The following is a 16,924-nucleotide window of genomic DNA, read 5'->3' on the forward strand; positions in this document are numbered from 1 at the left end:
GCGGATGGCCGCGCGCCGCTGTTTGCGTGGTGTTAGCCCCTGGTCAGAGCAGTTCGACGCCCATCGCCGTCGCTTCGCCGCCGCCGATGCACAGGCTCGCGACGCCGCGCGTCAAGCCGCGCTTTTTCAGCGCGCCGATCAGCGTGACGAGGATGCGCGCGCCCGATGCGCCGATCGGATGGCCGAGCGCGCATGCGCCGCCGTTCACGTTCACCTTGTCGTGCGGAAGGTCGTGCTCTTTCATCGCGGCCATCGTGACGACAGCGAACGCCTCGTTGATCTCGTACAGATCAACGTCCGCGGCTTTCCAGCCGTTCTTTTCGAACAGCTTGCGAATCGCACCGACGGGCGCCGTCGTGAACTTCGCCGGTTCCTGAGCGAACGTCGAATGGCCGACGACGCGCGCAAGCGGCGTCACGCCGAGCCGCTTCGCCGTCGATTCGCGCATCATCACGAGCGCGGCCGCGCCGTCGCTGATCGACGACGAGTTCGCGGCCGTCACCGTGCCCGTCTTGCTGAAGGCGGGCTTGAGCGTCGGGATCTTGTCGAGATTCGCCTTGAACGGCTGCTCATCGCGCTCGACGCTCACGCTGCCTTTCTTGCCATCGAGCGTGACGGGCGCGATTTCCCACGCGAACGAACCGTCCTCGTTCGCGCGCTTCGCCCGCGTCAGTGATTCGATCGCGAACTTGTCCTGCGCCTCGCGCGTGAAGTCGAACGAGGCCGCGCATTCCTCGGCGAACGTGCCCATCAGGCGGCCTTTTTCGTACGCGTCTTCGAGGCCGTCGAGGAACATGTGATCGAGCACCTGACCGTGGCCCATGCGCATGCCGCCGCGCGCCTTCGGCAGGAGATAGGGCGCGTTCGTCATGCTCTCCATGCCGCCCGCGACGATCACGTCGACGGAACCCGCCGTCAGCATGTCGTGCGCGAACATCGCCGCGCGCATGCCAGAGCCGCACATCTTGTTGACGGTAGTCGAGCCCGTCGACAGCGGCAGGCCCGCGCCGAGCGCCGCCTGGCGCGCGGGCGCCTGGCCCTGGCCCGCGGGCAGCACACAGCCCATCACGGCTTCTTCGATCTGCTCGGGCTTCAGGCCCGCGCGCTCGACGGCCGCCTTGATCGCGATCGCGCCGAGCTGCGGCGCCGTCAGCGATGCGAACTCGCCCTGGAACGCCGCCATCGGCGTGCGTGCGACGGAAACGATGACGATGGGATCTTTTGTCTCACTCATGTTTAAGCTCCTTGATGACACCATGGACGACAGCGGCCACGTCGCCGAGCTTCGCGGCATCGGCGGCGACCACGTCGTTGTCTGCGGTACTTGCGCGGCTCGCGGACACGGCCGCAACGCAATTCGTGTAAGTCTCTTCGAGCTTCGACGGATCTTTTACCGTCATGCCGAGATCGCGCACGCGCCCGTCATGCACGCCGTACACCCAGCCGTGAATGGTGAGATCCTGGCCGCGCGCCCATGCGTCGTTGATGATCGTCGTGCGGCACACGTTGACCACCTGTTCGATCGTGTTCAGCTCGACGAGCCGCCGATGCCGCGCTTCGCCCATCGGCCACTCCTCGAGCAGCGCTGCATGCTTTGCGCGCACGTCCTGCACGTGATGCAGCCAGTTGTCGGCCAGACCGACGCGCCGGCCGAGCAGTGCCGCGCCGACGCCCGAGCAGCCGTAGTGGCCGACCACCATGATGTGCTTGATCTTCAGCAGATCGACGGCGAACTGGACCACGGAGAGACAGTTCAGATCCGAGTGCACGACGACGTTCGCGATGTTGCGATGGACGAATACTTCGCCCGGCGGCAGGCCGATGATCTCGTTGGCGGGCACGCGCGAATCCGCGCAGCCGATCCACAGATATTCGGGCGCTTGCTGATGCGCGAGCCGCGCGAAAAATTCGGGGTCTTCGTCGAGCTTGTGTTTGACCCACGCATCGTTGTTCCGAAACAGATGCGCAAGGGGATGAGGAGCGGAAGAGGCGTTCGTGTTCATGATTCGTTCCGACGTGATCTGGTTGTCCAGTGTTTCATGTTATTCAATGGCGAACGGTGCACGTTCATGCGACGCGCACCGACGGCGCAGGCGCCGCGCTGGCGGCGTGCATTGCAGTGAACCGTTCGGGATAGCGCACGCGAAAGCGCAGGCCTCGGTCGTACGGATAGAAGTCGGGCAACTCGCCCTTCAGGATGTGGTCCTTGTGCTCTTGCCATAGCGCGGGATCGAAGAAATCCGCGTGGTGCTTCAGGAAAGATTCGCGCACGCGCGGGTCGCCGAGCAGAAAAGCGCGGTACGTCTCCGGGAAAATGTCGTGAGGTCCGACCGAGTACCATGGCTCGCCCGACATCTCGTCTTCTTCGTGGCGCGGCGACGGCACGGCGCGCACGTTGCAATCGGTGAGGTATTCGATTTCATCGTAGTCGTAGAACACGACGCGCCCATGGCGCGTCACGCCGAAGTTCTTGTACAGCATGTCGCCGGGAAAGATGTTCGCCTGCATCAGTTCCTTGATCGCGTTGCCGTACTCCCTGATGCCGTGTTCGATGTCCGCGTCCGTGCCGTTCTGCAGGAAGATATTGAGCGGCACCATGCGGCGTTCGATGTACAGATGCTTGATGACGAGATTGTCGCCCTCGTATTCGAGCATAGAAGGCGCTTCCTTTTCGAGCTCCTGAATGAGCGTGTCGTCGAGACGCGAGAGAGGCAGCGCGACGCTCGAATACTCCAGCGTATCGGCCATGCGCCCGACGCGGTCGTGGCGCTTGACGAGCTGATACTTGCCCTGAACCTTGTCGCGCGTGGTTTCCTTGGGCGGCGGAAACGAATCCTTGATCAGCTTGAAGACATACGGGAACGACGGCAGCGTGAAGACGATCATCACCATGCCCTTGATGCCGGGCGCAATGATGAAGCGGTCGCTCGAATGCTTCAGATGCCGCAGCAAGTCGCGATAGAAAAGATTCTTGCCCTGCTTCTGCAAGCCGACCGACGTATAGATTTCCGCCTTCGGCTTGCCTTGCAAAAGCGTGCCGAGAAACTCGACGCACGCGGACGGCACTTCCATGTCGACGAGAAAATACGAGTGCGAGAAGCTGAAGATGATCAGCAACTGGTCGCGGCGGCAGAGCAGCGCGTCGAGTGCGAGCAGGCCCGGCTTCACGTGATGGATCGGCAATGCGAACGGCACCATCACGTCGCCGTTGATGATGCGGCCGATGATGTACGCCGCCTTGTTGCGGAAGAACAGCGACGACAACACGTGAATCTGGAAATTGGGCGCTCCGTTGAAGGTGCCGAAGTTGTCGCGCAGCGCCTGGATCACGCACTCGACATCGCGAGTCAGATTTTCAAACGGCGGATTCAGCTGGAAATTCGTGACGATGCGCTCCAGCGTGACAGCGAGTCCGTCCTTGTCGGGGTAATACGCGCGATACGTGGGCTTTGCCGCAGGCTCGTCGTTTTCGAGGTATTCCGTCGAAATCGCGGGCCGCACAAAGATGAAGTCGTTGTTGAAGTACGAGCGATGCAGGATCTTGCAGCACACGGAATTGAAGAACGTCTCCGCGCATTCGGGCTGGCGGTGCGCCGTCAACAGGCCGATGTAGTGCAGCTTGATTTGCTGCCAGACTTCGTCGTCGATGTTCTCCACGTCGAATTCGTCTTCGAGCTTTTCGACGCATTCGCGCACGCGCTCGTCATACGACGTGATGCGCTCGCGCGCGAGCTTCTGGATGCCGTGCCAGTCGGCGCATTCGAATAGGGTTTTGGCGCGGATCGCGGCTTCGCGAAAGATGCGGTAATGCCGGTCGAAGCCCGCGAGCAGTGTCTCCGCGACATCAAAGCCGATCTGTGACGACAGCAGTTTGGGAAAGTGATTCATGTCGACCGTGCATTCGTTCAATGTCGTGAAGACACCCGCGATTGTATCGTCCGGGTGAGCCTGCGAGACGCCTTCGCCTTTTGAGCGCAGCGCCGGCGCATTGTCGTTTGAAGCGTGTTGGATGACGTTGGAATCATCTTCTCCCAACGCCGTGCCAACTGTTGCGTACGTCGTCCGATCTTTCGATCAGGATTTTTCTTTCAATACATCTTCACGCGCGGCGTTCGCTTCGTTGATGTAGCCATCGCCACGCTCGCCGCTTTCGAGGAGCACGCGCGCCTGCGCTTCGTATTGCGCGAGATCTTCCAGTGTTGCGTTCAGGTCTTCGCGCTGGCGCTCCAGTATTTCGCGGTGCCGGACAACGGTCGCGAGGAACGCCTGCAACTGCGCAACGGTGTCGGTCGGCGAGTCGTAAAGATCGAGCAGATCGCGGATTTCCGACAGCGTGAAGCCCAGCCGCTTGCCGCGCAGCGTCAGCCTGAGCCGCGTGCGGTCGCGGCCGGAGTAGACGCGTCGCAGTCCGCTCGACCCTTCGCGGCTTGGTGAGAGTAAACCCTGGTCTTCGTAGAAGCGGATTGCGCGCGGCGTTACGTCGAATTCGCGGGCCAGTTCGGTGATCGTGTATTGGGTGTTCATTGTCGAGTGTTCATCGCGGAGTCCGGTCGCGGAGTCCGGTCGTGGAGTCCGGTCGTGGAGTCCGGTCGCGGTGTCCCGAGGCCGGGCACAATAACGGATTGAACGTTAGAATCGACGTTTACGTTATCGTCAACTTGAATAAAGCGCAACCACGCCGCACGCCCGGATTGGGTCACGACTCACGGAAGTGCGGCCGACGAGGAAACCCACGATGAATGCTCTCGAACACCAACTCGACTACCCGTTCGCCGACAGCATGCCCGCCGCCGGCACGACCCAGCAGGTCGCGCCGGGCGTCTACTGGCTGCGTATGCCGTTGCCGTTCGCGCTCGATCACATCAATCTCTGGCTGCTGCGCGACGAGATCGACGGGCAGAAGGGCTGGACAATCGTCGATTGCGGGATTGCTTCCGACGAGATCAAGGCGAACTGGGAAAAGCTATTCGACACGGCGCTCGAAGGTCTTCCCGTGCTGCGTGTGATCGTCACGCATTGCCATCCCGATCATCTCGGTCTCGCGAACTGGCTGTGCGAGGGCGGCGACCGCAAGCGCTGGAGCGTGCGTCTGTGGATCACGCTCGGAGAGTACATGCTGGGCCGCGTGATGGCGGCGGGCGACGGCTCGAACGCAGGCGGCGAGGGCGCCGCGCGCCACTTCGCGCGGCACGGTTTGCGCGACGAAGCCTCGCTGGACAAACTGCGCAATCGTAAGAGCTATTACTCGAACCTGGTGCCGTCGGTGCCCGGCCAATACCGGCGCATGCGTGACGGCGATGCGCTGTCGATCGGCGGGCGCACGTGGCGCGTCGTGACGGGTTTCGGTCATTCGCCGGAGCATTGCGCACTGCATTCAGAAGCGGATGGCGTGCTGATTTCCGGCGACATGGTGTTGCCGCGCATCTCGACGAACGTGTCGGTGTTCGACATCGAGCCGGAAGGCAATCCGCTCGCGCTGTATCTGGGTTCGCTCGGCCGTTACGAAACGATGGTCGCCGAAACGCTCGTGCTGCCGTCGCATGGCAAGCCGTTTCGCGGGCTGCGCACGCGTATCGGGCAACTGCGCGATCACCACGCGGCGCGGCTCGCGGAAGTGCGCGCGGCTTGCGCGCAGAAGCCGTGCAGCGCGGCGGATATCGTCCCCGTCATGTTCAAGCGCGAACTCGATATTCATCAGATGACGTTCGCGATGGGTGAGGCGCTCGCGCATTTGCATCTGCTGTGGCTTCAGGGCGAGTTGAAACGGGTGCAGGGGGACGATGGCGTGGTTCGCTTCAATCCGTGATGTAACGTCAAGCCCCCGCCTGCAAAATGAAAAGCCCAGCTGTAGTTACTGGCCGGGCTTTTTCGTGCGTCGAAGCGAAGCGTTGTGAAGTCTGAGCCTGAAGTCTGAGCCTATTGCACCACGACTGCCCCAAAATTCTGCCGTCCAAACGGACTGACGTGATACCCGCTCACGTTCGTGCGCGTGATCGCCGCCGCCGTCGGATAGCCGAGCGGAATCCACAGTGCTTCGTCGTGGATGATCTGCTGCGCAGCCTCATACGCCTTCGTGCGCTTGCTCTGATCGGCGGTTTCCTTGCCCTGCGCGATCAGCTTGTCGAGTTCCGGATCGCAGTAACGCGCGAAGTTGATCCCCGACTTCACCGCGTTGCAGCTAAAGAGGGGTGACAGATAGTTGTCCGGGTCGCCGTTGTCGCCCGCCCAACCCATGAACAGCGTATCGTGCTGTCCCTGCTTGGCCTGCTTGATCAGTTCGCCCCATTCGATCACCTTCACTTCGGCCTTCACGCCGATCTTCGCGAAGTCGGCCTGCAGCATTTCCGCGCCTGCTTTCGGGTTCGGATTCAACACGCTGCCGTTCGGGCGCACCCAGATCGTCGTTTCAAAGCCGTTCGGATAGCCCGCGTCGGCGAGCAGCTTCTTCGCCTTTTCGGTGTCGTAGGGCCACGGCTTCACGGCCTTGTCGTAGCTCCATGTATTCGGCGGATACGGATTGTTTGCAGGCGTCGCCGTATTGTCGAACACGGCCTTCAGATACGATGCACGGTCGAACGCCATGTTCAGCGCGGCGCGCACCTTCTGGTTGTCGAGCGGCTTCTTCTGCGTGTTTAGCGCGACGAACGCCGTCATGAACGCGGGCGTCTGCACGACGGCGAGCGACTTGTCCTTCTTCGCGTCCGCGACGTCCTGCGGCTTCGGAGACAGCGCGATCTGGCATTCGCCCGCCTTCACCTTTTGCGCGCGCACGGCGGCATCCGGCGTGATCGCGTAGATCAGCCGGTCGATCTTCGGCTTCGGCCCCCAGTACGTCGGATTCACGTCGTAGCGGATGATCGAGTCTTTCGTGTAGCCCTTCAGCACGAATGGCCCCGTGCCGATCGGCTTTGCGTTCAGATCGGCCTGCGTGCCCGCCTTCAGCAACTGGTCGGCGTATTCCGCTGAATAGATCGACGCGAAGCCCATCGTCAAAATCGACACGAAGGTCGCGTTAGGCTCGTTCAGTTCGAACTTGACGGTGTTGTCGTCGACCTTCGATACCGCTTTGATCAGCTTCACGAGCCCCATCGATTGCGCGTGCGGAAAGCCGCTCGCGCCCGCGACCTTGTGCCACGGGTTGTTGTCGTCGAGCATCCGGTCGAACGTGAAGACCACGTCGTCGGCGTTCAGCGGCCGCGTCGGCTTGAAGTAGTCAGTGGTCTGGAACTGCACGTTCGGACGCAGATGGAACGTGTACGTGAGACCGTCTGCGCCCACGTCCCACTTGTCGGCGAGCGACGGCACGACCTTCTTCGCCGCTTCGTCATACGACACGAGCGAATTGAAGACCACGTCCGCCGATGCATTGGTCGTGACGAGCGAGTTGTACTGAACGACATCGAACCCGTCCGGGCTCGATTCCGTACAGACGGTGAGCGGTTTCGCGACGGCCAGCGCGGACGCGGTGGCGAGGGCCGTCAACGTCGCGGCGGCGGCAAGCAACTTGAAACGCATAAGATCTCCCGGGATTTCGAATTGTTCGTGGCGGGGCGGCGTGGGGTGGCGTTGTGCATCACGCGCGCTCCGTGCGGGTGCTGTCACGCAATGTCATTCTGATACGAATATGCGGCCGGCGCGCTGCGTCACGTCTTGTCGAGGCGTTGATGCATCGGGCGCCATTGCGTCGGGCGCCGCTGCGCCGGCTCTCGCGCAAGCTTATCGAACGCTTTCGGCAGCGACAACAATTGAATCCGCATATCCATATGGCTGCGGATTGAGGCTAGCGGCGGGCGTAGTCCACAAGGTACGCGATGCCGTCGATCGCGCGCGAGCCGTACCACGACACCATTTCACCGTCGATCAGCTGGATTTGCGTGCCGCGATTGCGCTGAAGGCGCGCGTCCTGTTTGAGCGCGTCGCAATGCTGCCGCGTGAAGCGATACGGCTCGCTCGACAGCAGCACCCGGTCGACCTCGCCAAGCCACGGCGCGTCGAAGTCGAATGTCGGATAACGGGCCGCGCCTTTTTCGCCGCCTTGCGTGTCCGGCAGCGTTTGCCAGTTCACGAGGCGCAGCATCGCGGAGATATAGGTGTCGCGCGCGACGGTCATCCAAGGCTCGCGCCAGATTGCGTAAAGCACGTTCTGATACGGCCAGTCGCGCGATGCGGCGGCATCCAGTTGCAACCGAAGCGCATCGCCTAGCCGCCGTGCGTCGTCCTGACGATCGAAGATCGCGCCGAGCAGCGCGTACAGCGCAAAATTGTCCTCGGGCGCGAGCGGATGCGTGACGACGACATGCGGCACGAACTCGCGCAGCCGCTCGACGGTTTCGCGCTCGTTCTCGTCGATGTTGACGATGGCATGCGTGGGTTGCAGCGCGCGCACCGCGTCGAGTTTCACGGCCTTCGTGCCGCCGACTTTCGGCACCTTGCGCACCTTGTCGCGTGGATGCACGCAGAAGCCCGTGCGCCCCACGATCTGCGCATCCAGATTCAACGCAAAGAGAAGTTCGGTGATGCTCGGCACCAACGACACGATGCGCGCACCGCTTGCCGCTTTCGCGTGCTCGACACCGGCTGCATCGACGGCACGCGCGGCCATGACCTATTGCGCGGTGCGCGGCTTGCGCGGCGCCTTTTCGAAGACGGCATCGTAGAGCCAGCGCGGCGCGACATGCAGCAGCATCGCCGCGAAGCGCATCTGCCAAGGGAACACGGCGAAGCGCCTCTTGCGCTCGACGGCGTCCGCGACCTTTTGGGCGAAGCGATCCGCGTCCATCAGGAAGGGCATCGCGTATGGATTGCGCGCCGTCATCGGCGTGCGGATATAGCCGGGCGCGATCGTGACGACCGATACGCCGAGCGGCCGCATCTCGACGCGCAGTGCTTCCAGATACTTCAGCGCCGCCGATTTCGACGCGCTATATGCGCCCGAGCCCGGCAACCCGCGTACGCCCGCGACGCTCGCAATGCCGACGAGCGTGCCTTTGCGCGCGTCGACCATCGCCTGCGCGAACGGCTCGAAGGTGGCGACCATGCCGAAGTAGTTGATGTCCATCACGTCGCGAAACGTCTGCAACTCGCCGTGACCTGTCACGGCGCCGCGGCTGATGCCCGCGTTCGCGATCACCACGTCGGGGCAGCCGTGCTGCGCGATGAACTGCTGCGCGGCGCGGGCGAGCGCGTCCGCATCCCGTACGTCGACGCAATAGACGGAGATCGTGTTCTGCGGATGGGACTGCTGGAAGCGGGCGAGGGCGTCGCCGCGCCGGGCGACGAGGCCGAGAATCGCGCCGCGCCGCGCGTATTCGGCGGCGAGCGCTTCACCTATGCCACTGGACGCGCCGGTGATGAAAACCTTCAATGATGAGCTCATACCGGCTGGCGTGCGTGAATCGAATTACATCTTCTTCGCGCGAACCTGGGCGATCAGGTAGTCGAGCACCTGGATCGTGCCCGTCAGGCTGTTGGTCTGCGCCGGGCCTGTTTCGTACTTGCCCTGAACGGCGAGCGTCGGCACGCCTTCGATCTTGTAGTCTTCGAGCAGCTTCTTGTCACGCTGGAGCGCGCTTTGCGTCGAGAACGAGTTGTACGCGTCCATGAACTTCTTCGGATCGACGCCGTTCTTCGCGAGGAATTTTGCCTGGTCTTCCGGCGTCAGCAGATAGTTCTTGTTGACGTGGATCTCGTGGAAGATGGTCGGCGTGAGCTGGTTCGCGAGGCCGAGCGCGTCGACCGCGTGATAGAGCTTCGAGTGCGGAATGAAGTCGTCGCGGAAGGCGACGGGCACGCGCTTGAACACGACGTCCGGGCCCTGTTTCTTGATCCACGCTTCCAGGTCCGGGTCGAACTCGTTGCAGTGCGGGCAGCCGTACCACATGAACTCGATCACTTCGATCTTGCCGGCGGGCGCCTCGACGGGCTGCGGCGTGGACAGCACGGTGTAGTCCTTGCCAGCGACAGGCGCGGCGGGCGACGCTTGCGCAGCGCTCGCGACGATGCCGAACGAAAGAAAAAGAATGCTGAGCAGTTTTTTCATGTCTTGTGAACCAATCAGGGAGGTAACGGTGGCGGGCTTTCGCGCGCCGCGACCGTTACGGATTCGACGGCAGGCGTCTGCCGCACATGAGACTCGCGCCGCGCGTCGAAGGTTCAGCGGCGGCGCGTGACAACCTGTTACTGCGCGAGAGTCACTGCTTGGTGAAGCGGATCACGGCCGTGTCCACGCCCGCATCGGACAGGCGTTGGCGGGTGGTGTTCATTTCCTCGAACTTCGAGAACGGGCCGATCCGAACGCGATAGTACGTCACTCCGCCCGCATCGCGCTGCGTGACCTTCGATTCGAAGCCCTGGAACGCGAGCCGCGCGCGCTGCTGCTCGGCGTCCGCCGCCGTCCTGTATGCGCCAACCTGCAGCAGATAGCCGGTGTTCGCGTCGTTGGCGACGGGCGGCGTGCCGTTCGCGTTCGGCGTCGAGCCGGCTTTCGGCGGCTGCGTGGGCGCAATGTTCGCGGTCGTCGGCGCGCTGGTCGCGTTCGGCGCTTTCTTCGGCTGGTTCATCGCCGTCGTCGTGCCGCTGTTCGCGCCGTTATTCCCGTTGGCGTTGTCCTGCGCGGGCTTCGGCGCGACAGCGACGCCATTGTTCGACGGGGGCACCTCGACGATCTGCGGCTCTTCGAGCATGCCCGAGGTCTGCGACTGGTTCGTGGTCTGGCCGGGCGCCGTATTGGGCGGCGCGGGCTGCGCCGCTTGCGGCACCGGCTGGCCGGGAGTCTTGCCTTGCAGCGGACGGTTCGGATCGTACTGCGGCTGGCTCGCGCCGCTATCCGAAGCGGCGGGCGGCGCGACCTTCGCGACAAACGGCGTGGGTGCGCGCGTGATGTAGAGCGCCACCACCACCGCGATGGCCAGGCCAACGATCAGGCCTAGCACGATGCCGAGAAAAGTGCCCCCGGTCTGTTTCGATTGTTTTGTAGTGCGGCGTGGTTTTGCCATCGTCTAATTCACCTGCAAAAGGAAATCTTGAATGACCGTCGATTATAGCGACGGTCATCCGCTCGTCGTCCCAATTAAGTGCCATTAAACCGCGCGGAGATTACATTTTGGCGGGCGCCGACACGCCGATCACGGCGAGGCCGTTCGCCAGCACCTGGCGCGTCGCCGCAAGCAGCGCGATGCGCGCGTTGCGCGGCGTTTCGTCGTCGACGAGAACGCGTTCGGCATTGTAGAACGAGTGAAATTCGCCCGCGAGGTCGCGCAGATAGAACGCGACCGCGTGCGGAGCGAGTTCGTCGGCGGCGTGCGTCAGCATGTCCGGGAACTCGGCGAGCTTCTGCAACAGCGCCATCGCGCGCTCGCTGTCGAGCGGCGACAGATCGAAGGACGGCAGCATCATTTCATCGGCGGCGTAGCGCGACTTCCATTCGCTAATCACCGAGCAGATGCGCGCGTGCGCGTACTGCACGTAGTACACCGGGTTCTCGTCGTTCTGCTTGAGCGCGAGATCGACGTCGAACACGAATTCCGTGTCGGCCTTGCGCGAGATCAGGAAGAAGCGCACGGCGTCGCGGCCGCGGCGGATCGTCTCTTCGTCGAGCAGATCGGGCGCGGCTTCCTGGCCCGGCAGCGCGCCGCCCGACCATTCGATCAGATCACGCACCGTCACGTAGCTGCCCGCGCGCTTCGAGATTTTGACTTCCTGGCCGTCGCGCATCACGGTGACCATCTTGTGCAGCACGTAGTCGGGGTAGCCCTTCGGAATGCCGATGCCGAGTCCCTGCAGTCCGGCGCGCACCCGCGCGATCGTGCCGTGATGGTCCGAGCCCTGGATATTGATGACCTTCGTGAAGCCACGCTCCCACTTGGTCTCGTGATACGCGACGTCGGGCACGAAGTACGTGTACGTGCCGTCGGACTTGCGCATCACGCGGTCTTTGTCGTCGCCGTCGTCGGTGGTGCGCAGCCACAGCGCGCCGTCCTGCTCGTACGTCTTGCCCGCTGCGATCAGTTCGTTCACCGTCTTCTCGACGCGGCCTTCCGTGTATAGCGACGATTCGAGGTAGTACTGGTCGAACTTCACGCCGAACGCCTGCAGGTCCATATCCTGCTCATGACGCAGATAGGCGACGGCGAAACGGCGGATGGCCTCGAGGTTGTCCGCGTCGCCCGCGCCCTTGACGGGCTCGCCGTCGCTGGCCGATACGGTTTCGCCGTTCAGGTAGTCGCGCGCGATGTCGGCGATGTATTCGCCGTTGTACGCGGCTTCCGGCCAGCCGGCGTCGCCCGGCTTCAGGCCGCGGGCGCGGGCCTGCGTCGAGATCGCGAGGTTGCCGATCTGCACGCCCGCGTCGTTGTAGTAGAACTCGCGATGCACGTCATAGCCCTGCGACGCGAGCACATTCGACATCGCGTCGCCGAGCGCGGCCTGGCGGCCGTGGCCGACGTGCAACGGGCCCGTCGGGTTGGCCGACACGAACTCGACCAGCACGCGCTTGCCGGCGTCGCGCTGCGAGCGGCCGAACGCTGCGCGCTGTGCGAACACGGCGGCGATCACGGCCTGCTTGGAAGCCGCCGACAGGCGCAGATTGATGAAGCCCGGACCGGCCACTTCGGCGCTTTCGACGAGGCCCGCGGCTTGCGGATGAGCGAGCAGCGCATCGACGATCTGTTGCGCGAGCTGGCGTGGATTGCTGCGCAGCGGCTTGGCGATCTGCATGGCGATGTTGCACGCGACGTCGCCATGCGCGGCGACCTTGGGTCGTTCGAGCACGATGGCGGGTGCGATGAACGCGGCTTCGGATGCACCTTGAGTGGCCTGGGCGACCTGCTTGACCACGTCGGTCAACAGGGTTTCGAGAGTGTGTTTGTGTGCAGGCAGCATGCTTGTTGCGAGTCCAGTGAGGCAGTCCGATGAAGCGGGGCAGCGCCGAAAACGGCGTGAAGCCGTCGGCGGCGTGGAAAGCGCCTGAGCGCCACATGCGACGCCGGCGCGACCCCGCGGCCGCGCGGCCGCGCGGATGGCGCTTCGGGCGCGGGCCGTGGCGACAGTGCGAACACGCGCGGCCATGAAGGCGCAGCGTGCCCGGGCGCACGACGGCGAGCTTTTTCCGTCAAGCCGGATTTTAGCAGGTGCTAATATGTCCAATGAGATGCCCGGCAAGGGCCGTGGCCGCCAGCCCGCCGCCGGAGGGTGGGCCGGCGCGCCAACGGAACCCGCGCGGCTGGCCGCGGGGCATCATGCGGCTGGCCGCGCGAGAAGCCACCAAAACGAAAAGGGAACCGTCATCATGCTGATCACTTTCAAGTGCCGCTCCGCGCCCGATGTGGTGATGCTGGAGAATCTCGCCCAGTACCTGCTGGGGATCATCGGCAAGCGGCTCGGCCAGCGCGGCGTCATCAACCACGATGAACTGGGCGTTGCGATCTCGAAGCTCGAAGCGGCCATCGTCACCGACAAGCAGGAGCGTGCGGAGCATGAAGGCCACTTCCACGAAGGGGAGGATGGCCACGAGCACCACGAGCTTCCGATCGGCCTCGCGCAGCGCGCGTTCCCGTTCCTCGACATGCTGCGCGCCGCGCAGAAGGACAACACGGATATCGTTTGGGGTTTGTGACGCGCGGCTCGCGCTTCGGCGAGATCGGGTGCGCGCAGCCGTGTGATGGCGGCGCTCACGCCGCATGGGTCTGCGCCTGAACTGCGCGTACGGAGTCCAGAAGCAGAAAAGCCCGTCACTGAACGGGCTTTTTCATTTGCCGCGGCGCTTGCGCGTTACTGGCTCGCGGCGTCCGGCGCCGTCGCCGGAGCGGACGCGCCGTTCTTCGTCTTGTTCTTTTTCGGCTTCTTCACGTGCTTGACGGTGGGCGGCGAGTACGAGCTCACCGCGCTCGATCCGCCGGGAGCCTGAGGCTGGGCCTCGGACAGCGGCGCAATGGCGGCAAGCGATAACGCGGTCAACATCAGCGTCAGCTTCTTCATACGATTATTCTCCGTTGACGGTTGCAAGTCGTTGAGCCGACGCGTTTTTCGGTCGCGTCTGGCGGGTTCGCGGGATGCAGCGATTTCAGTCTACAAAGCCGAAAATATTCGCTGGGCCTTTCAGCCGGAATATTCAGCCTTCGGCCAGCGATATATTCCTGCCACGCGCTCCCCCGCTTACAGCAGCGGCGCGAGCGCGCGCTCCGCGTCCGTCTTCGACAGCGACATGCGCCGCGCGTAGTCTTCGAGCTGGTCCTGGCCGATCTTGCCGACGGAGAAGTAGGTGCTTTCCGGGTGCGCCAGATAGAAGCCGGAAACGCTCGCGGCGGGCAGCATCGCCAGCGACTCGGTCACGCTCATGCCGATCTCGTCGACTTGCAGCGTGACGAACATGTCGCGCTTGACGAGGTGATCCGGACACGCGGGATAGCCGGGCGCGGGACGGATGCCGCGATACTTCTCGGCGATCAACTCGTCGTTGGACAGCGTTTCGTCGTGGGCGTAGCCCCACAGGTCGCGGCGCACGCGCGCGTGCATCGCTTCGGCGAACGCTTCCGCGAGGCGGTCGGCGAGCGCCTTCAGCATGATCGCGCTGTAGTCGTCGTGATCCTGCTCGAACTGCTTTTCCTTCGCATCGACGCCGAGACCCGCCGTGACCGCGAACATGCCGATATAGTCGGCGACGCCCGAGTCCTTCGGCGCGATGAAGTCCGCGAGTGACCGGTTTGCGCGCATCACGCCATCCACCACGGGGCGCACGCTTTGCTGGCGGACGTTGCGCCACGTCAGCGCGACTTCGGTGCGCGACTCGTCCGTGTAGATTTCGATGTCGTCGTCGTTGACCGTGTTGGCGGGCAGCAGCGCAATCACGCCGTTCGCGGTGAGCCAGCGGCCCTGGATCAGCCGCGCGAGCATCGACTTCGCATCGGAGAACACGCGCCGCGCCGATTCGCCAACGATCTCGTCGTTGAGGATGGCGGGATACGGCCCGGCGAGATCCCACGTCTGGAAGAACGGACCCCAGTCGATGTAGTTCGCGAGCTCGTTCAGGTCATAGTTTCTGAACACGCGGCGGCCGATGAACTTCGGCTTCACAGGCTGATAGGCGCTCCAGTCGATCTTCGTCTTGTTCGCGCGCGCCTGCTCGAGCGTGACGAGCGGCAGTGCCTTCTTGTTCGCGTGCTGGTCGCGGATGCGGTCGTAGTCGGTCTTGAGTTCGTCGAGATACTTCGCCGCGCCTTCATCCGACAGCAGGTTCGACGCCACCGACACCGAACGCGACGCATCGGGCACATACACCACGGGGCCTTCATAGTTCGGCGCGATCTTGACGGCCGTATGCACGCGCGACGTCGTCGCGCCGCCGATCAGAAGCGGAATCTTCTTCACGCGGAAGTAGTCGTCGCGCTGCATTTCCGACGCGACGTAGGCCATCTCTTCGAGCGACGGCGTGATCAGCCCCGACAGTCCGATGATGTCCGCGCCTTCGACTTTCGCCTTCGCGAGAATCTCGTTGCACGGGACCATCACGCCCATGTTGACCACTTCGAAGTTATTGCACTGAAGCACAACGGAGACGATGTTCTTGCCGATATCGTGCACGTCGCCCTTCACCGTCGCGATCACGATCTTGCCTTTCGCGCGCACGTCGCCGCCTGCTTCGGCGAGCTGGCGCTTCTCTTCTTCGATGAAGGGAATGAGATGGGCGACAGCCTGCTTCATCACGCGTGCCGACTTCACGACTTGCGGCAGGAACATCTTGCCCTGGCCGAACAGGTCGCCGACGATGTTCATGCCGTCCATCAGCGGGCCTTCGATCACGTTGATGGGGCGGCCGCCGCTGCCCATGATCTTGACGCGCGCTTCCTCGGTATCTTCGACGATGAAGTTCGTGATGCCGTGCACGAGCGCATGCGCGAGACGCTGCTCGACGCCCTGGTTGCGCCACTCGAGGTTCTCTTCTTTCTTCGCCGCGCCCGTCTTGAACTTGTCGGCGATTTCGAGCAGACGGTCGGTTGCGTCTTCGCGGCGATTCAGCACGACGTCTTCGACACGCTCGCGCAATTCGGTGTCGAGATCGGCATACACGCCCAACTGGCCCGCGTTGACGATGCCCATGTCCATGCCCGCCTGAATCGCGTGATAGAGGAACACGGTATGGATCGCTTCGCGCACCGGGTCGTTGCCGCGAAACGAGAACGACACGTTCGACACGCCGCCGCTCACCTTCGCATACGGCAGGTTCTGCTTGATCCAGCGCGTCGCTTCGATGAAGTCGACGGCATAGTTGTTGTGCTCTTCGATGCCTGTCGCAATGGCGAAGATGTTCGGGTCGAAGATGACGTCTTCCGGCGCGAAGCCGACTTCGTTGACGAGAACGTCATACGAGCGCTTGCAGATTTCCGTCTTGCGCTTGAACGTGTCGGCCTGGCCTTGCTCGTCGAAGGCCATCACGACGGCTGCGGCGCCGTAGCGGCGAATCAGTTTAGCCTGGCGGCGGAAGCTCTCTTCGCCTTCCTTCAGCGAGATCGAGTTGACGATCGCCTTGCCCTGCACGCACTTCAGGCCCGCTTCGATCACATCCCACTTCGACGAGTCGATCATGATCGGCACGCGCGCGATGTCCGGCTCCGATGCAATCAGATTCATGAAGCGCACCATCGCCGCTTTCGAATCGAGCATCGCTTCGTCCATGTTCACGTCGATGACCTGCGCGCCGTTTTCGACCTGCTGGCGCGCGACGGCGAGCGCTTCGTCGAACTGGCCGTTCAGGATCATCCGCGCGAATGCCTTCGAGCCCGTCACATTCGTGCGTTCGCCGACGTTGATGAAGAGCGTCCCCGAAGTGACGTTGAACGGCTCGAGGCCGGAAAGGCGCATCGTATGATCGGTCATGGTTTGTGCGTGTTTCGTCAGTGCTTCGATGTTCTCGTGCGATACAGCGTTCGCG

Annotated in this window: 14 protein-coding genes; 2 read left to right on the top strand and 12 right to left on the bottom strand. The window is 63.3% G+C overall.

Features of this window, described 5'->3' with window-relative positions:
• Positions 1–43: 43 nt before the first annotated feature.
• From J8I87_RS03385 to J8I87_RS03400, 4 genes are all read right to left on the bottom strand, one after another.
• Complete coding sequence (locus J8I87_RS03385; protein WP_209930040.1) at positions 44–1,234, bottom strand: acetyl-CoA C-acetyltransferase; 1,191 nt, start codon at positions 1,232–1,234, stop codon at positions 44–46.
• A complete protein-coding gene (gene can, locus J8I87_RS03390; RefSeq protein WP_209930041.1) occupies positions 1,227–2,003 on the bottom strand; it encodes a carbonate dehydratase in 777 nt (258 codons plus the stop codon). Before can ends, J8I87_RS03385 begins: the two co-directional genes overlap by 8 nt.
• A 64-nt stretch (positions 2,004–2,067) precedes the next feature.
• The gene (gene aceK / locus J8I87_RS03395) at positions 2,068–3,888 is read right to left on the bottom strand and encodes a bifunctional isocitrate dehydrogenase kinase/phosphatase (RefSeq protein WP_209930042.1); all 1,821 of its coding nucleotides are present in this window, start codon (positions 3,886–3,888) and stop codon (positions 2,068–2,070) included.
• Positions 3,889–4,074: 186 nt separating this feature from the next.
• A complete protein-coding gene (locus tag J8I87_RS03400) occupies positions 4,075–4,524 on the bottom strand; it encodes a MerR family DNA-binding transcriptional regulator (RefSeq protein ID WP_209930043.1) in 450 nt (149 codons plus the stop codon).
• A gap of 211 nt (positions 4,525–4,735) precedes the next feature.
• Here J8I87_RS03400 and J8I87_RS03405 point away from each other — a divergent pair, with 211 nt between their 5' ends.
• Positions 4,736–5,806: an MBL fold metallo-hydrolase gene (locus J8I87_RS03405; RefSeq protein WP_209930044.1), complete on the top strand. Its 1,071-nt coding sequence runs from the start codon at positions 4,736–4,738 to the stop codon at positions 5,804–5,806.
• Positions 5,807–5,916: 110 nt separating this feature from the next.
• Here J8I87_RS03405 and J8I87_RS03410 read toward each other — a convergent pair whose 3' ends face one another.
• The 6 genes from J8I87_RS03410 to argS form a co-directional block, all read right to left on the bottom strand.
• Positions 5,917–7,515 carry an ABC transporter substrate-binding protein gene (locus J8I87_RS03410; protein ID WP_209930045.1) on the bottom strand — a complete coding sequence of 533 codons (1,599 nt, stop codon included), beginning with the start codon at positions 7,513–7,515 and terminating at the stop codon, positions 5,917–5,919.
• A gap of 265 nt (positions 7,516–7,780) precedes the next feature.
• Positions 7,781–8,602 carry a helical backbone metal receptor gene (locus J8I87_RS03415; protein WP_209930046.1) on the bottom strand — a complete coding sequence of 274 codons (822 nt, stop codon included), beginning with the start codon at positions 8,600–8,602 and terminating at the stop codon, positions 7,781–7,783.
• 3 nt (positions 8,603–8,605) lie between these two features.
• Positions 8,606–9,376: an SDR family oxidoreductase gene (locus tag J8I87_RS03420; protein ID WP_209930047.1), complete on the bottom strand. Its 771-nt coding sequence runs from the start codon at positions 9,374–9,376 to the stop codon at positions 8,606–8,608.
• Between the two features lie 24 nt (positions 9,377–9,400).
• Positions 9,401–10,039 carry a thiol:disulfide interchange protein DsbA/DsbL gene (locus J8I87_RS03425; protein ID WP_209930048.1) on the bottom strand — a complete coding sequence of 213 codons (639 nt, stop codon included), beginning with the start codon at positions 10,037–10,039 and terminating at the stop codon, positions 9,401–9,403.
• Positions 10,040–10,190: 151 nt separating this feature from the next.
• Positions 10,191–10,994, bottom strand: a complete 804-nt coding sequence (locus J8I87_RS03430; RefSeq protein WP_209930049.1) for an SPOR domain-containing protein — start codon at positions 10,992–10,994, stop codon at positions 10,191–10,193.
• Between the two features lie 100 nt (positions 10,995–11,094).
• Positions 11,095–12,879 carry an arginine--tRNA ligase gene (argS, locus tag J8I87_RS03435; RefSeq protein ID WP_209930050.1) on the bottom strand — a complete coding sequence of 595 codons (1,785 nt, stop codon included), beginning with the start codon at positions 12,877–12,879 and terminating at the stop codon, positions 11,095–11,097.
• A 406-nt stretch (positions 12,880–13,285) separates the two neighbouring features.
• Between argS and J8I87_RS03440 the strand changes: the two genes are divergently transcribed.
• Positions 13,286–13,612 (top strand): DUF1840 domain-containing protein, encoded by a 327-nt coding sequence (locus J8I87_RS03440; RefSeq protein WP_209930193.1) that lies wholly within the window; start codon positions 13,286–13,288, stop codon positions 13,610–13,612.
• Between the two features lie 155 nt (positions 13,613–13,767).
• On the opposite strand, the gene J8I87_RS03445 is transcribed toward J8I87_RS03440, so the two are convergent.
• Positions 13,768–13,974 (bottom strand): acid-shock protein, encoded by a 207-nt coding sequence (locus tag J8I87_RS03445; protein ID WP_209930051.1) that lies wholly within the window; start codon positions 13,972–13,974, stop codon positions 13,768–13,770.
• Between the two features lie 177 nt (positions 13,975–14,151).
• Positions 14,152–16,890 (bottom strand): methionine synthase, encoded by a 2,739-nt coding sequence (gene metH, locus J8I87_RS03450; protein ID WP_209930194.1) that lies wholly within the window; start codon positions 16,888–16,890, stop codon positions 14,152–14,154.
• Positions 16,891–16,924 lie beyond the last annotated feature (34 nt).

The organism is Paraburkholderia sp. LEh10, assembly GCF_017814945.1.
Classification (GTDB): Bacteria; Pseudomonadota; Gammaproteobacteria; order Burkholderiales; family Burkholderiaceae; genus Paraburkholderia.